Annotated in this window: 11 protein-coding genes and 2 tRNA genes; 12 read left to right on the forward strand and 1 reads right to left on the reverse strand. The window is 52.9% G+C overall.

All coding sequences use genetic code 11. The features are described from left to right. The first annotated feature begins 67 nt into the window (after window positions 1-67). The 11 genes from AC6I8B_RS01090 (at window position 68) to rpoC (ending at window position 13,965) form a co-directional block, all read left to right on the forward strand. Window positions 68-142: transfer RNA gene (locus tag AC6I8B_RS01090), tRNA-Gly, on the forward strand. A gap of 5 nt (window positions 143-147) precedes the next feature. Continuing rightward, a tRNA-Thr gene (locus tag AC6I8B_RS01095) sits at window positions 148-223 on the forward strand. Between the two features lie 108 nt (window positions 224-331). Continuing rightward, a complete protein-coding gene (tuf, locus tag AC6I8B_RS01100; RefSeq protein WP_010261012.1) occupies window positions 332-1,516 on the forward strand; it encodes an elongation factor Tu in 1,185 nt (394 codons plus the stop codon). A gap of 231 nt (window positions 1,517-1,747) precedes the next feature. Next, the gene (gene secE / locus AC6I8B_RS01105; RefSeq protein WP_008927141.1) at window positions 1,748-2,131 is read left to right on the forward strand and encodes a preprotein translocase subunit SecE; all 384 of its coding nucleotides are present in this window, start codon (window positions 1,748-1,750) and stop codon (window positions 2,129-2,131) included. Window position 2,132: 1 nt separating this feature from the next. Continuing rightward, window positions 2,133-2,678, forward strand: coding sequence for a transcription termination/antitermination protein NusG (nusG, locus tag AC6I8B_RS01110; RefSeq protein WP_003848088.1), 546 nt, complete (start codon window positions 2,133-2,135; stop codon window positions 2,676-2,678). 147 nt (window positions 2,679-2,825) lie between these two features. Then, complete coding sequence (gene rplK / locus AC6I8B_RS01115) at window positions 2,826-3,254, forward strand: 50S ribosomal protein L11 (RefSeq protein ID WP_006121495.1); 429 nt, start codon at window positions 2,826-2,828, stop codon at window positions 3,252-3,254. Between the two features lie 3 nt (window positions 3,255-3,257). Beyond that, window positions 3,258-3,962: a 50S ribosomal protein L1 gene (gene rplA / locus AC6I8B_RS01120; RefSeq protein WP_010261038.1), complete on the forward strand. Its 705-nt coding sequence runs from the start codon at window positions 3,258-3,260 to the stop codon at window positions 3,960-3,962. 365 nt (window positions 3,963-4,327) lie between these two features. Then, complete coding sequence (gene rplJ / locus AC6I8B_RS01125) at window positions 4,328-4,825, forward strand: 50S ribosomal protein L10 (RefSeq protein WP_003848098.1); 498 nt, start codon at window positions 4,328-4,330, stop codon at window positions 4,823-4,825. Window positions 4,826-4,890: 65 nt separating this feature from the next. Continuing rightward, on the forward strand, window positions 4,891-5,253 hold the full coding sequence (gene rplL / locus AC6I8B_RS01130) for a 50S ribosomal protein L7/L12 (protein ID WP_008927142.1): 363 nt from the start codon (window positions 4,891-4,893) through the stop codon (window positions 5,251-5,253). Between the two features lie 330 nt (window positions 5,254-5,583). Beyond that, window positions 5,584-9,612 (forward strand): DNA-directed RNA polymerase subunit beta, encoded by a 4,029-nt coding sequence (gene rpoB / locus AC6I8B_RS01135; RefSeq protein ID WP_010261046.1) that lies wholly within the window; start codon window positions 5,584-5,586, stop codon window positions 9,610-9,612. Window positions 9,613-9,741: 129 nt separating this feature from the next. Beyond that, a complete protein-coding gene (gene rpoC / locus AC6I8B_RS01140) occupies window positions 9,742-13,965 on the forward strand; it encodes a DNA-directed RNA polymerase subunit beta' (RefSeq protein WP_010261049.1) in 4,224 nt (1,407 codons plus the stop codon). A 54-nt stretch (window positions 13,966-14,019) separates the two neighbouring features. Here the strand turns inward: rpoC and AC6I8B_RS01145 are convergent, their stop codons facing one another. Continuing rightward, entirely contained in the window at window positions 14,020-14,202 is a 183-nt protein-coding gene (locus tag AC6I8B_RS01145) for a DUF1127 domain-containing protein (RefSeq protein ID WP_010261051.1), read from the reverse strand. 174 nt (window positions 14,203-14,376) lie between these two features. On the opposite strand from AC6I8B_RS01145, the gene AC6I8B_RS01150 reads away from it, so the two are divergent. Next, window positions 14,377-15,831 carry an aminotransferase-like domain-containing protein gene (locus tag AC6I8B_RS01150; protein WP_157354363.1) on the forward strand — a complete coding sequence of 485 codons (1,455 nt, stop codon included), beginning with the start codon at window positions 14,377-14,379 and terminating at the stop codon, window positions 15,829-15,831. Window positions 15,832-15,986: the final 155 nt, after the last annotated feature.

The raw sequence follows: 15,986 nt of genomic DNA on the forward strand, positions 1-15,986 counted from the left end.
TAGATAGTAGAGAAACATCTCTGTTATCTGCAAGCTACAGAAAGAACAGGTAGCCGAGTTCCAGGATGCGGGCATCGTATAATGGCTATTACCTCAGCCTTCCAAGCTGATGATGCGGGTTCGATTCCCGCTGCCCGCTCCAGATGTGCTGATATGGCTCAGTTGGTAGAGCGCACCCTTGGTAAGGGTGAGGTCCCCAGTTCGACTCTGGGTATCAGCACCACTTCCTTTAATCTCCCTCCTGATTTTCTCTGTAACTTCCTTGCAGTCAGGCATTGCCTGGTTAATGTGATGATATCATTGATATATCCGTGTCTTAGAGGGACTAGCGATGGCTAAAGAGCAATTTCAACGTAACAAACTGCACGTAAACGTGGGCACCATCGGTCACGTTGACCACGGTAAAACCACCCTGACTGCAGCTATCACTACCGTACTGGCTAAAACCAACGGCGGCCAGGCTCGTGCATTCGATCAGATCGACAGCACGCCTGAAGAAAAAGCCCGCGGTATCACCATCAACACCGCACACGTTGAGTATGAGACTGCTGCACGTCACTACGCTCACGTTGACTGCCCAGGCCACGCCGACTATGTGAAAAACATGATCACCGGTGCTGCGCAGATGGACGGCGCGATCCTGGTTGTTGCTGCGACTGATGGCCCAATGCCACAGACCCGTGAGCACATCCTGCTGGGTCGTCAGGTTGGCGTTCCTTACATCATCGTGTTCCTGAACAAGTGTGACATGGTTGATGATGAAGAGCTGCTGGAACTGGTAGAGATGGAAGTACGTGACCTGCTGTCACAGTACGACTTCCCAGGCGATGACACCCCGATCGTTCGTGGTTCTGCTCTGAAAGCGCTGGAAGGCGTTCCTGAGTGGGAAGCAAAAATCGTTGAGCTGGCTGAACACCTGGACAACTACATCCCGGATCCAGTCCGTGCGATCGACATGCCGTTCCTGCTGCCAATCGAAGACGTATTCTCAATCTCTGGCCGTGGTACCGTTGTTACCGGTCGTGTTGAGCGCGGCATCGTTAAAGTCGGCGACGAAGTTGAAATCGTGGGTATCAAAGATACTGCGAAATCAACCTGTACCGGTGTTGAGATGTTCCGTAAGCTGCTGGACCAGGGTCAGGCAGGCGAAAACTGTGGTGTTCTGCTGCGCGGTATCAAGCGTGAAGACATCCAGCGTGGCCAGGTTCTGGCTAAGCCAGGCTCAATCAAGCCGCACACCCAGTTCGAGTCAGAAGTTTACGTTCTGTCTAAAGACGAAGGTGGCCGCCATACTCCGTTCTTCAAAGGCTATCGTCCACAGTTCTACTTCCGTACAACTGACGTAACCGGTTCAGTAGAGCTGCCAGAAGGCGTTGAGATGGTCATGCCAGGCGACAACATCAAAATGGTTGTTACCCTGATTCACCCAATCGCAATGGACGAAGGTCTGCGCTTCGCAATCCGCGAAGGTGGCCGTACCGTTGGCGCGGGTGTTGTTGCTAAAGTTATCGCATAATTACCGATAACGTTTGACGCAATGCACACGGAAAGGGCATCATTTGATGCCCTTTTTGCACGCTGTTTCATAGAACCTGGCTCATCAGTGATTTTTTGAATCATAATCATTGCTGAGACAGGCTCTGTTATGCGGCGTTGGATACCGAGTTACGCCCCAAAAGCTCATTCGGTTTGGACGCCTCGCACTGCGGGGCAGAATAGTTTCTGAATTATTGTGGCAGGTTGGTTTATGAGTGCGAATACCGAAGCTCAAGGGAGCGGGCGTGGCCTGGAAGCGGTAAAGTGGGTAGTAGTCGTATTACTGCTGCTTGCAGCGATTGTAGGTAACTACCTCTATCGTGATGTGTCACTGCCACTGCGTGCTTTAGCCGTAGTTGTACTGATTGCAGCGGCTGGCGGCATTGCGCTTTTAACGACCAAAGGCAAAGCGACCGTGGCTTTTGCTCGTGAAGCAAGAACAGAAATGCGTAAGGTTATCTGGCCAACCCGCCAGGAAACGCTGCACACCACGTTAATCGTTGCCGCGGTTACTGCCGTGATGTCACTGATTTTGTGGGGGCTGGATGGTATTCTGGTCCGTCTGGTATCGTTTATCACTGGCCTGAGGTTCTGAGATGTCTGAAGCTCCAAAGAAACGCTGGTACGTCGTACAGGCGTTTTCCGGTTTTGAAGGCCGCGTAGCACAATCGCTGCGCGAGCATATCAAATTGCACAACATGGAAGAGCTGTTTGGCGACGTCATGGTTCCGACTGAAGAAGTCGTTGAAATTCGTGGTGGCCAGCGTCGTAAGAGCGAGCGCAAGTTTTTCCCGGGATACGTACTGGTTCAGATGGTGATGAATGACGCCAGCTGGCACCTGGTACGCAGCGTCCCACGCGTGATGGGTTTCATCGGCGGTACATCTGACCGTCCGGCACCTATCAGCGATAAAGAAGTTGATGCGATCATGAACCGTCTGCAGCAGGTCGGCGACAAGCCTCGTCCGAAAACGCTGTTTGAGCCAGGTGAAATGGTTCGCGTTAATGACGGTCCTTTTGCTGACTTTAACGGTGTGGTTGAAGATGTGGATTACGAGAAGAGCCGCCTGACGGTATCCGTTTCCATCTTTGGACGTGCCACGCCGGTTGAGCTCGACTTCGGTCAGGTGGAGAAAGGTTAACCTCTTTCCGCTCACAAATTAGCTGTTGCAGCAGGCGCGAAATTTAACTACAATTTCGCGCCTTTTGTTTTTATGCGCTGGCAACAGCGTGTAAATCGTTATCACGGGGAGCCTTTACAGGCGCTATAACCCAATTGAGGAAATATCATGGCTAAGAAAGTCCAAGCCTACGTCAAGCTGCAGGTTGCAGCTGGTATGGCGAACCCAAGTCCACCGGTTGGTCCAGCTCTGGGTCAGCAGGGTGTTAACATCATGGAATTCTGCAAAGCGTTCAACGCTAAGACCGAATCTCTGGAAAAAGGTCTGCCGACTCCTGTTGTTATCACCGTATACAGCGACCGTTCTTTTACCTTCATTACCAAAACGCCTCCGGCTGCCGTACTGCTGAAAAAAGCAGCGGGCATCAAGTCTGGTTCTGGTAAGCCGAACAAAGATAAAGTCGGTAAAGTGACTCGTGCTCAGGTACGTGAAATCGCAGAAACCAAAGCTGCGGACATGACTGGTTCTGACGTTGAAGCGATGACTCGCTCAATCGAAGGTACTGCTCGTTCCATGGGCCTGGTAGTAGAGGACTAAGAAATGGCTAAGCTGACCAAGCGCATGACCGTAATTCGCGACAAAGTTGACGCGACCAAGCAGTATGATATTGCTGAAGCTGTTGCTCTGCTGAAAGAACTGGCTACTGCCAAGTTCGTTGAAAGCGTTGACGTTGCTGTCAACCTCGGCATTGATGCACGTAAATCTGATCAGAACGTTCGCGGCGCGACCGTTCTGCCACACGGTACTGGTCGTTCAGTACGTGTTGCTGTCTTCGCCCAGGGCGCCAACGCTGAAGCTGCTAAAGCAGCAGGCGCTGAGCTGGTAGGCATGGAAGACCTGGCTGATCAGATCAAGAAAGGCGAAATGAATTTTGACGTTGTTATTGCTTCTCCGGATGCAATGCGCGTTGTTGGCCAGCTGGGCCAGATTCTGGGTCCACGTGGCCTGATGCCAAACCCGAAAGTCGGTACTGTAACGCCTAACGTTGCTGAAGCGGTTAAGAACGCTAAAGCGGGTCAGGTTCGTTATCGTAACGACAAAAACGGCATCATCCACACTACCATCGGTAAAGTGGACTTTGACGCTGACAAACTGAAAGAAAACCTGGAGTCTCTGCTGGTTGCGCTGAAAAAAGCAAAACCATCTCAGGCGAAAGGCGTGTACATCAAGAAAGTTAGCCTTTCAACCACCATGGGCGCCGGCGTTGCCGTTGACCAGGCTGGTCTGAACGCAACAGCAAACTAATTGCTGCTTGAAACGGGCGAAAAATTCACCTAGAATCTTACGCCCGTTGTTCTGTTATTAACGGAACAGGACACCAGAGAGCCAGAACTGATTGTTGCGTGTATCGCCTTTCCCTCTGACTCTGCTGCGTCGCACAGAATTTAGGTTGGAGCCAGGCCTTATCCTGGCCTCCGTCCAAGACCGCAGGAGCGGATTATCTCCGGATATTCCGCTTAATACCCTGCGTAGACGGTGACAGAACCAAAAGAATTTTTTCTTAGCTGGATTCTGCTCACCGTGTTCGAGCGCTTATTTCCCCTTGGGGTGAGTAAGTGAAGTGAGTTCCGGGGAAATCCTTTCCCGGTCAAATCCAGGAGCAAAAGCTAATGGCATTAAATCTTCAAGACAAACAAGCGATTGTTGCTGAAGTCAGCGAAGTAGCCAAAGGTGCGCTTTCAGCGGTTGTTGCGGATTCCCGTGGCGTTACCGTTGATAAAATGACCGAACTGCGTAAAGCAGGCCGTGAAGCTGGCGTTTACATGCGTGTTGTTCGTAACACCCTGCTGCGCCGCGTCGTTGAAGGAACTCAGTTTGAGTGCCTGAAAGACACGTTTGTTGGTCCGACCCTGATTGCATATTCTATGGAACACCCGGGCGCTGCTGCTCGTCTGTTCAAAGATTTCGCGAAAGCGAATGCAAAATTTGAGGTCAAAGCTGCAGCCTTTGAAGGTGAGCTGATCACGGCGGCCAATATTGACCGTCTGGCAACGCTGCCGACCTACGAAGAAGCACTGGCACGTCTGATGTCGACCATGAAAGAAGCCGCTGCCGGCAAACTGGTCCGCACTCTGGCTGCTGTACGCGATGCAAAAGAAGCGGCTTAAGGCCATCTTCTTTTCTTCGTACTTGCTTACGTATAAACTTTTTCTGATTCTTAGGAACAATTGTCATGTCTATTACTAAAGACCAAATTCTGGAAGCTGTTGCAGCGATGTCCGTAATGGAAGTAGTTGAGCTGGTTTCTGCTATGGAAGAAAAATTCGGCGTTTCTGCTGCTGCTGCTGTAGCTGTTGCTGCGGGCCCGGCTGAAGCTGTTGAAGAAAAAACTGAATTCGACGTAGTCCTGAAAGCTGTTGGCCCGAACAAGGTTGCAGTAATCAAAGCCGTACGTACTGCAACTGGTCTGGGCCTGAAAGAAGCCAAAGATCTGGTTGAAGCAACTGGCGTAATCAAAGAAGCGATCAGCAAAGATGACGCAGCTGCACTTGAAGCTGCTCTGAAAGAAGCTGGCGCTGAAGTTGAAGTTAAGTAAGACAGCCTTCGGGTTGCAGTCTGAGTAGTTTCAGGCTGATGGCTGGTGACTTTTTGGTCACCAGCCTTTTTGCGCTACAGGGTCTCAATGGGGTTTCACACTGTTTGTCCATTGTTACTCTTCAATATCTTTCTCTATCGACGACTTAATATACCGCTCTACCTGTGCGGGTTCCCTGCCCTCGCAACAGCGATGAAATGATTTAAGCGTGATAGAAAGAGGTATTGCACTGCTGCTGCGCAGCCAGTGAATCAAACAAAATCGTGTTGCATGAACTGTCCTGTCAGGACGGACAGCGTGGGTCGACTTGTCAGCTAGCTGAGGAACCCTATGGTTTACTCCTATACCGAGAAAAAACGTATTCGTAAGGATTTTGGTAAACGTCCGCAAGTACTGGACATACCTTATCTCCTTTCCATCCAGCTCGACTCGTTCCAGAAGTTTATCGAGCAAGATCCAGAAGGTCAGTACGGACTGGAAGCTGCATTCCGCTCTGTATTCCCTATTGCGAGCTACAGCGGCAACTCTGAGTTGCAGTATGTCAGCTATCGCCTGGGTGAACCTGTCTTTGACGTGAAAGAGTGTCAGATCCGTGGCGTGACCTATTCGGCACCGCTGCGCGTGAAACTGCGTCTGGTGGTCTATGAGCGCGAAGCGCCAGAAGGCACCGTAAAAGACATTAAAGAACAAGAAGTCTACATGGGCGAAATTCCGCTCATGACCGACAATGGTACCTTTGTTATCAATGGTACCGAGCGCGTTATCGTTTCTCAGCTGCACCGTAGTCCTGGCGTGTTCTTTGATAGCGATAAGGGTAAAACCCACTCATCGGGTAAAGTGCTCTACAACGCACGTATCATCCCTTACCGCGGTTCATGGCTCGACTTTGAGTTTGACCCGAAAGATAACCTGTTTGTCCGTATTGACCGTCGTCGTAAGCTGCCGGCCACTATCATCCTGCGTGCGTTGCAGTTCACTACACCTCAGATCCTCGATATCTTCTTCGAGAAAGTGGTGTTTGAAATTCGCGACAACAAGCTGCAGATGGAGCTGGTGCCTGAGCGCCTGCGCGGTGAAACTGCGACCTTCGATATCGAAGCGAACGGCACCGTCTACGTCGAAAAAGCACGCCGTATTACTGCGCGCCATATCCGTCAGCTGGAAAAAGATGGCATTCAGCACATCGAAGTTCCGGTTGAATATATCGCGGGTAAAGTGGTCGCTAAAGACTACATCGATGAGAGCACCGGTGAGCTGATCATTGCAGCGAACATGGAACTGTCACTGGATCTGCTGGCCAAACTGAGCCAGTCCGGTCACAAGCGCATCGAAACGCTGTTCACCAACGATCTGGACCACGGTCCATATATGTCCGAGACCCTGCGTGTCGACCCAACCAGCGATCGTCTGAGCGCACTGGTTGAGATCTACCGCATGATGCGCCCTGGTGAGCCGCCAACACGCGAAGCAGCAGAGAACCTGTTTGAGAACCTGTTCTTCTCTGAAGATCGTTACGATCTTTCTGCTGTGGGTCGTATGAAGTTCAACCGTTCATTGCTGCGTGATGAAATCGAAGGTTCAGGCATCCTGAGCAAAGATGACATCATCGAAGTGATGAAGAAGCTGATCGACATCCGTAACGGTAAAGGCGAAGTGGACGATATCGACCACCTCGGTAACCGTCGTATTCGTTCAGTCGGTGAAATGGCTGAGAACCAGTTCCGTGTCGGTCTGGTACGTGTTGAGCGTGCGGTGAAAGAGCGTCTGTCACTGGGCGACCTTGATACCCTGATGCCACAGGACATGATCAACGCGAAGCCAATTTCGGCCGCGGTGAAAGAGTTCTTTGGTTCCAGCCAGCTTTCTCAGTTTATGGATCAGAACAACCCGCTGTCAGAGATTACGCACAAACGTCGTATCTCTGCTCTCGGCCCGGGTGGTTTGACGCGTGAGCGTGCCGGCTTCGAAGTGCGTGACGTACACCCAACGCACTACGGTCGTGTCTGCCCAATCGAAACCCCTGAAGGCCCGAACATCGGTCTGATCAACTCCTTGTCTGTGTATGCACAGACCAACGAGTACGGTTTCCTTGAGACGCCTTACCGCCGTGTTATCGACGGTCTGGTTTCTGACGAGATTCACTACCTCTCTGCTATCGAAGAGGGTAACTACGTTATCGCTCAGGCGAACGCCCCTCTTGATGATAACGGCGCGTTTGTTGATGACCTGGTCACCTGCCGTAGCAAAGGCGAATCAAGTCTGTTCAGCCGCGATCAGGTTGACTACATGGACGTTTCGACTCAACAGATCGTTTCTGTCGGTGCGTCCCTGATCCCGTTCCTGGAACACGATGATGCTAACCGCGCCCTGATGGGTGCGAACATGCAACGTCAGGCCGTTCCGACTCTGCGTGCTGATAAGCCGCTGGTTGGTACGGGTATGGAACGTGCTGTTGCCGTTGACTCCGGTGTAACTGCCGTTGCCAAACGTGGCGGTACCGTACAGTACGTCGACGCATCACGTATCGTTATCAAAGTTAACGAAGACGAAATGCATGCTGGCGAAGCCGGTATCGACATCTACAACCTGACCAAATATACCCGTTCTAACCAGAACACCTGCATCAACCAGATGCCATGTGTTTCTCTGGGTGAGCCGGTTGAGCGCGGCGACGTGCTGGCAGATGGCCCGTCCACCGATCTGGGTGAACTGGCGCTGGGCCAGAACATGCGCGTAGCGTTCATGCCGTGGAACGGTTACAACTTCGAAGACTCCATCCTGGTCTCCGAGCGTGTGGTTCAGGAAGATCGCTTTACGACTATCCACATTCAGGAACTGGCTTGCGTGTCGCGTGACACCAAACTGGGGCCGGAAGAGATTACCGCTGATATCCCGAACGTGGGTGAAGCTGCACTCTCTAAACTGGATGAGTCAGGCATCGTCTACATCGGTGCTGAAGTGACCGGTGGCGACATTCTGGTTGGTAAGGTTACGCCGAAAGGTGAAACCCAGCTGACGCCAGAAGAGAAACTGCTGCGCGCTATCTTCGGTGAAAAAGCCTCTGACGTGAAAGATTCGTCACTGCGCGTACCGAATGGCGTGTCAGGCACCGTGATCGACGTTCAGGTCTTTACCCGCGATGGCGTGGAAAAAGACAAACGTGCGCTGGAAATTGAAGAGATGCAGCTGAAGCAGGCCAAGAAAGACCTGTCTGAAGAACTGCAGATTCTGGAAGCGGGCCTGTTCAGCCGTATCCAGAACGTATTGATTTCTGGTGGCGTTGAAGCAGACAAACTGGACAAGCTGCCGCGCGAGCGCTGGCTGGAACTGGGTCTGACTGACGAAGCCAAGCAAAACCAGCTGGAGCAGCTGGCAGAGCAGTACGACGAACTGAAGCACGAGTTTGAGAAAAAACTCGAAGGTAAGCGTCGTAAAATCACCCAGGGCGATGATCTGGCACCAGGCGTGCTGAAAATCGTTAAGGTTTATCTGGCTGTTAAGCGTCAGATTCAGCCGGGTGACAAAATGGCAGGCCGTCACGGTAACAAAGGTGTTATCTCTAAGATCAACCCGATCGAAGATATGCCTTACGATGAAAACGGCACGCCGGTTGACATCGTTCTGAACCCGCTGGGCGTACCATCGCGTATGAACATCGGTCAGATTCTGGAAACCCACCTGGGTATGGCAGCGAAAGGCATCGGCGAGAAGATCAACGCCATGCTCAAAAAGCAGGAAGACGTCGCGAAACTGCGCGAATTCATCCAGCGCGCCTATGACCTGGGTAGCGATCTGCGTCAGAAAGTTGACCTGAACACCTTCTCCGACGACGAAGTATTGCGTCTGGCTGAGAACCTGAAGAAAGGTATGCCAATCGCCACTCCGGTGTTTGATGGCGCGAAAGAGAGTGAAATCAAAGAGCTGCTGCAGCTCGGCGGCTTGCCTTCTTCCGGTCAGATTACCCTGTTTGACGGCCGTACCGGTGAGCAGTTCGAACGTCAGGTAACCGTTGGCTACATGTACATGCTGAAACTCAACCACCTGGTTGATGACAAGATGCATGCACGTTCAACCGGTTCCTACAGCCTGGTTACTCAGCAGCCGCTGGGTGGTAAGGCACAGTTCGGTGGTCAGCGCTTTGGTGAGATGGAAGTATGGGCACTGGAAGCATATGGTGCCGCGTATACCCTGCAGGAAATGCTTACCGTTAAGTCTGATGACGTCAACGGCCGTACCAAGATGTATAAAAACATCGTTGACGGTAACCATCAGATGGAACCGGGCATGCCGGAATCCTTCAACGTACTGTTGAAAGAGATTCGCTCGCTGGGTATCAACATCGAGCTGGAAGACGAGTAACCCCTTTTCAGGCTGCGGTTCGCCGCCGCCTGAAAGCGCAGGGTTTAAAGCGCTCGCAATTGTACTGGTTACGGGGCGTTCAATTTCGGTTGGACGCCCTCTGAGTCTCACTCCGACGGGAGCTAATCCGTGAAAGACTTACTTAAGTTTCTGAAAGCGCAAACTAAGACCGAAGAGTTTGATGCGATCAAAATTGCGCTGGCTTCGCCAGACATGATCCGTTCCTGGTCTTTTGGTGAAGTGAAAAAGCCAGAAACCATTAACTACCGTACTTTTAAGCCAGAGCGCGATGGTCTGTTCTGTGCCCGTATCTTCGGGCCGGTAAAAGACTATGAGTGCCTGTGCGGCAAATACAAGCGCCTGAAACACCGTGGTGTGATTTGTGAGAAGTGCGGCGTTGAAGTGACCCAGACTAAAGTACGCCGTGAGCGTATGGGCCACATCGAACTGGCGTCGCCGACTGCGCACATCTGGTTCCTGAAGTCACTGCCATCGCGTATCGGCTTACTGCTGGATATGCCACTGCGTGACATCGAGCGCGTGCTCTACTTTGAATCTTACGTGGTAATCGAAGGTGGCATGACCAACCTCGAGAAGCGTCAGATTCTGACTGAAGAGCAGTACCTTGACGCTCTGGAAGAGTTCGGTGACGAGTTCGACGCCAAAATGGGCGCCGAAGCGATCCAGGCCCTGTTGAAAAATATGGATCTGGAGCAGGAGTGCGAGCAGCTGCGTGAAGAGCTGAACGAAACTAACTCCGAAACCAAACGTAAAAAACTGACCAAGCGCATCAAGCTGCTGGAAGCGTTCGTACAGTCTGGCAACAAGCCAGAGTGGATGATCCTGACCGTGCTGCCTGTTCTGCCACCGGATCTGCGTCCGCTGGTACCGCTGGATGGTGGCCGTTTCGCAACGTCGGATCTGAACGATCTCTATCGTCGCGTGATCAACCGTAACAACCGCCTGAAACGCCTGCTGGATCTGGCTGCGCCAGATATCATCGTGCGCAACGAAAAGCGTATGTTGCAGGAAGCGGTCGATGCACTGCTGGACAACGGTCGTCGCGGTCGTGCGATCACCGGTTCCAACAAGCGTCCGCTGAAATCACTGGCTGACATGATCAAAGGTAAGCAGGGTCGTTTCCGTCAGAACCTGCTGGGTAAACGTGTCGACTATTCTGGTCGTTCGGTTATCACCGTAGGTCCATACCTGCGCCTGCATCAGTGCGGTCTGCCGAAGAAAATGGCACTCGAACTGTTCAAACCGTTCATTTACGGCAAGCTGGAACTGCGTGGCCTGGCCACCACCATCAAAGCCGCGAAGAAAATGGTTGAGCGCGAAGAAGCGGTTGTCTGGGATATCCTCGACGAAGTGATCCGTGAGCACCCGGTTCTGCTGAACCGTGCGCCTACGCTGCACCGTCTGGGTATTCAGGCCTTTGAACCGGTTCTGATCGAAGGTAAAGCGATCCAGCTGCACCCGCTGGTTTGTGCGGCATACAACGCCGACTTCGATGGTGACCAGATGGCTGTTCACGTACCGCTGACGCTGGAAGCCCAGCTGGAAGCGCGTGCGCTGATGATGTCGACCAACAACATCCTGTCACCTGCGAACGGCGAGCCAATCATCGTTCCTTCTCAGGACGTTGTACTGGGTCTGTACTACATGACCCGTGACTGTGTTAACGCCAAAGGCGAAGGCATGGTGCTGACTGGCCCGAAAGAAGCTGAGCGTATTTATCGCGCTGGCCTCGCATCGCTGCATGCTCGCGTTAAGGTGCGTATCACCGAACACGAGAAAAATGAGCAGGATGAGTGGGTTGCTAAAACCAGCATCATCGACACCACTGTTGGCCGTGCCATCCTGTGGATGATCGTGCCAAAAGGTCTGCCTTTCTCCATCGTTAACCAGGCGCTGGGCAAAAAAGCTATCTCCAAAATGCTGAACACCTGTTACCGCATTCTGGGCCTGAAGCCGACCGTTATCTTTGCTGACCAGACCATGTACACCGGTTTCGCTTACGCAGCCCGTTCAGGCGCGTCTGTCGGCATCGACGACATGGTTATTCCAGAGAAGAAAGTGGAAATCATCACCGAAGCGGAAGCAGAAGTGGCTGAGATCCAGGAGCAGTTCCAGTCTGGTCTGGTAACCGCAGGCGAACGTTACAACAAAGTCATCGATATCTGGGCAGCAGCCAACGAACGTGTTGCCAAGGCGATGATGGAAAACCTCTCAACTGAAACCGTTATTAACCGTGACGGCGTAGAAGAGCGACAGGTTTCCTTTAACAGCATCTTTATGATGGCTGACTCCGGTGCGCGTGGTTCTGCTGCACAGATTCGTCAGCTGGCCGGTATGCGTGGTCTGATGGCGAAGCCAGATGGCTCCATCATCGAAACACCAATCACGGCGAACTTCCGTGAAGGGTTGAACGTACTCCAGTACTTCATCTCAACCCACGGTGCACGTAAAGGCCTGGCGGATACCGCACTGAAAACGGCGAACTCCGGTTATCTGACGCGTCGTCTGGTTGACGTTGCACAGGATCTGGTTGTTACCGAAGATGACTGTGGTACACACGAAGGCATCATGATGACACCTGTCATCGAAGGTGGCGACGTTAAAGAGCCACTGCGTGAACGTGTTCTGGGTCGTGTGACCGCTGAAGACGTTCTGAAGCCGGGTACTGCTGATATTCTGGTTCCACGCAACACGCTGCTCGATGAGCACTGGTGTGACGTGCTGGAACTGAACTCAGTCGACAGCCTGAAAGTCCGCTCAGTAGTAGGTTGTGAAACCGACTTTGGTGTGTGTGCGCATTGCTATGGTCGCGACCTGGCACGTGGTCACATCATCAACAAAGGTGAAGCGATTGGTGTTATCGCGGCACAGTCCATCGGTGAGCCAGGTACACAGCTGACGATGCGTACGTTCCACATCGGTGGTGCGGCATCACGTGCGGCTGCTGAATCCAGCATTCAGGTGAAGAACAAAGGTACCATCAAGCTGACCAACGCTAAGTCGGTAACGAACTCGGCAGGCAAGCTGGTGATCACCTCGCGTAACGTTGAACTGAAAATGATCGACGAGTTTGGTCGTACCAAAGAGAGCTATAAAGTTCCTTATGGTTCTACCATGGCGAAAGGTGATGGTGAGCAGGTTGCAGCGGGCGAAACCGTCGCAAACTGGGATCCGCATACCATGCCAGTCATCACCGAAGTGGGCGGTTTCATTCGCTTCACGGACATGGTTGATGGCCAGACCATTACCCGTCAGACAGATGACTTAACCGGTCTTTCTTCGCTGGTGGTTCTGGACAGTGCTGAACGTACTGCGGGCGGTAAAGATCTGCGTCCTGCGCTGAAAATTGTTGATGCCAACGGCAACGACGTTCTGATTCCGGGCACCGACATGCCGGCTCAGTACTTCCTGCCTGGTAAAGCAATTGTTCAGCTGGAAGATGGCGTGAAGATCAGTGCTGGTGACACGCTGGCGCGTGTTCCGCAGGAATCTGGCGGTACCAAGGATATTACCGGTGGTCTGCCACGCGTTGCTGACCTGTTCGAAGCGCGTCGTCCGAAAGAGCCAGCTATTCTGGCGGAGATCAGCGGCATCATCTCCTTCGGTAAAGAGACCAAAGGTAAGCGTCGTCTGGTCATCACTCCGCTGGATGGCAGTGAGCCGTACGAAGAGATGATTCCGAAATGGCGTCAGCTGAACGTGTTCGAAGGTGAACGTGTTGAGCGCGGTGACGTGGTTTCCGATGGCCCAGAGTCTCCACATGACATCCTGCGCTTGCGCGGCGTGCATGCGGTGACCCGTTACATCACTAACGAAGTGCAGGAAGTTTACCGTCTGCAAGGCGTTAAGATTAACGATAAGCACATCGAAGTCATCGTTCGTCAGATGCTGCGTAAAGCAACCATCGTGAGCGCAGGAAGTGCAGACTTCCTGGAAGGTGAGCAGGCTGAATTCTCTCGCATCAAGATCTCTAACCGTGATCTGGAAGCGAACGGAAAAGTTGGCGCAACCTTCATGCGTGACCTGCTGGGTATTACCAAAGCGTCACTGGCTACCGAATCGTTCATCTCTGCAGCATCGTTCCAGGAAACCACGCGTGTCCTGACCGAAGCAGCAGTAGCAGGTAAGCGCGATGAACTGCGCGGCCTGAAAGAGAACGTAATCGTGGGTCGTCTGATCCCGGCCGGTACCGGTTATGCGTACCATCAGGATCGTATGCGCCGCAAAGCGGCAGGTGAAGTTCCGGTTGCACCGCAGGTTACTGCGGATGAAGCCTCAGCCAGCCTGGCTGAACTGTTGAACGCCGGTCTCGGCGGCAACAAAGACGATTAATCGTCCTTTGCCTGATAAAAACCCTGCCTCGGCAGGGTTTTTTTTGTCTCTGATTCAGACATTCCAGTCGTTGCGGCCAAGGCCAATGTCTTTCAGCTGACTGTCACTCAGCTTCGACAGGATGACGCGCGTCTCACGCCTCAGCTGCCAGCGTTTATAACTGCGCCAAAGATAGCGAACCAACTGGTAAGGCGTGCCTGTAAACGGTTTAGCTGCGCGATTCTCGTCGTATCCCATGATAGTGCCCTCAGTGAATTGTCTGAGGACTATTCTCAGCGGATCGCTCTGTATGATACAGACGCAAAAATCACCTTTCTTTAACATACAGATTGCGTTAATGACAATCTGAATGGTAAAAAAGAGACATAACTGTACCGGTTAATGCTCAGCTCCTAAGTCAGAGGAAATACAATGACGCGATATGAACATCTGGCCACGCTGCTGGCTCAGCGTATCGAACAAGGTTTATATCGCAGTGGTGAGCGCCTGCCCTCGGTACGCAGTCTGAGTGCCGAACATGGCGTCAGTATCAGCACCGTGCAGCAGGCTTATCATCTGCTGGAAGAGAAGCAGATGATTACGCCGCAGTCGCGCTCTGGCTATTTTGTGGCCTCGCGTAAGGCGACGCCCCCGATGCCTGCGCTGACCCGTCCCGCACAGCGGCCGGTTGAGGTAACGCAGTGGGATGCGGTGCTGGAGCTGATTAACAGTCGTCTGGAAGATGATGTGTTGCAGCTGGGAAGCGGCATGCCCGATCTGACGCAGCCGACGCTTAAGCCGCTGTGGAAAGCCTTCAGCCGTCAGGCACAGAAGCAGGACATCGCGCTGCTCAATTATGACAACCTCTATGGTGTTCTCGCACTGCGGCAACAGGTTGCACGACTGGCGATAGATAGCGGTTGCCAGCTCACCGCCGATGACATTGTTATTACCACCGGCTGCCATGAAGCATTATCGGTAGCCGTGCGCGCGGTCTGCGAGCCGGGCGATATCATTGCCGTTGAGTCACCTTCGTTTCACGGGATCATGCAAACCCTGCGCGGATTTGGCATTCGTGCCATTGAGATCCCGACCGATGCGGTAACCGGCATCAGCCTGGAGGCGCTGGAACTGGCGTTTGATCAATGGCCGATTAAAGCAGTCGTTGTTGTACCGAACTGTAATAATCCGCTGGGATTTATCATGCCTGAGCCGCGTAAGCGGGCATTGCTGGCCCTGGCGCAGCGGTTTGACGCGGCGGTCATTGAAGATGATGTTTATGGTGAGTTAGCCTGGGAATATCCGCGCCCAGCGACCATTAAAGCGCTGGATCTCGATGGCCGGGTTCTGCTGTGCAGCTCCTTTTCCAAAACGCTGGCGCCAGGTTTGCGTGTCGGCTGGGTTGCACCCGGCCGCTATCGCGACCGTGTACTGCACATGAAATATATCGTCACAGGTTCCACCGCCACACAGCCTCAGCATGCGGTCTCCGAGTTTATCCGCCAGGGCCATTATCAGCCCCATCTGCGCCGGATGCGGCAAATCTATCATCGTAACTATGAAACCTTTAGCTGCTGGGTGCGCCACTACTTTCCCTGCGGCATCTGCGTTTCCCGTCCTCAGGGCGGTTTTCTGATGTGGATAGAGCTCCCCGAAGCGTTTGATGCGGTCCGGCTCAATCGCGAATTGCGCGACTCAAAAATTCAGATAGCCGTAGGCTCACTCTTTTCGGCCTCGGGTAAATACCGTAACTGTCTGCGCTTAAACTACGGGCTGCCGATCAACGAGCAGACTGAGAAGGCGCTGGCGCTGGTGGGTGCAGCCGTCGAACGCGCCATGATCTCGTGCCAGCATGAGACGCAGATTTCAGCTTCAACTCTCGCATAGCGAAAAGAAGAAGCAGGGCCGGCAAGAGGAGGGAACCGGCCCTGGTCAGATAACCTTAACCTGACGGAGGCCACGTTAAGGTTTTGGATCAGAGCACGCCAGCGGCAACATACGCTTTTGCGCGTCGCTTTCCCGGCAGAAACGCTGGCGTTACT

The sequence above is a fragment of the Pantoea sp. X-Soil-ISGK-285 genome (assembly GCF_059730815.1).

Bases quoted from the DNA above. Each gene is read 5' to 3' on its own strand.
- rplA (WP_010261038.1), top strand. From the start codon at position 3,258: ATGGCTAAGCTGACCAAGCGCATGACCGTAATTCGCGACAAAGTTGAC.
- nusG (WP_003848088.1), top strand. From the start codon at position 2,133: ATGTCTGAAGCTCCAAAGAAACGCTGGTACGTCGTACAGGCGTTTTCC.
- rplL (WP_008927142.1), top strand. From the start codon at position 4,891: ATGTCTATTACTAAAGACCAAATTCTGGAAGCTGTTGCAGCGATGTCC.
- AC6I8B_RS01150 (WP_157354363.1), top strand. From the start codon at position 14,377: ATGACGCGATATGAACATCTGGCCACGCTGCTGGCTCAGCGTATCGAA.
- rplK (WP_006121495.1), top strand. From the start codon at position 2,826: ATGGCTAAGAAAGTCCAAGCCTACGTCAAGCTGCAGGTTGCAGCTGGT.
- rplJ (WP_003848098.1), top strand. From the start codon at position 4,328: ATGGCATTAAATCTTCAAGACAAACAAGCGATTGTTGCTGAAGTCAGC.
- tuf (WP_010261012.1), top strand. From the start codon at position 332: ATGGCTAAAGAGCAATTTCAACGTAACAAACTGCACGTAAACGTGGGC.
- rpoB (WP_010261046.1), top strand. From the start codon at position 5,584: ATGGTTTACTCCTATACCGAGAAAAAACGTATTCGTAAGGATTTTGGT.
- secE (WP_008927141.1), top strand. From the start codon at position 1,748: ATGAGTGCGAATACCGAAGCTCAAGGGAGCGGGCGTGGCCTGGAAGCG.
- AC6I8B_RS01145 (WP_010261051.1), bottom strand. From the start codon at position 14,202: ATGGGATACGACGAGAATCGCGCAGCTAAACCGTTTACAGGCACGCCT.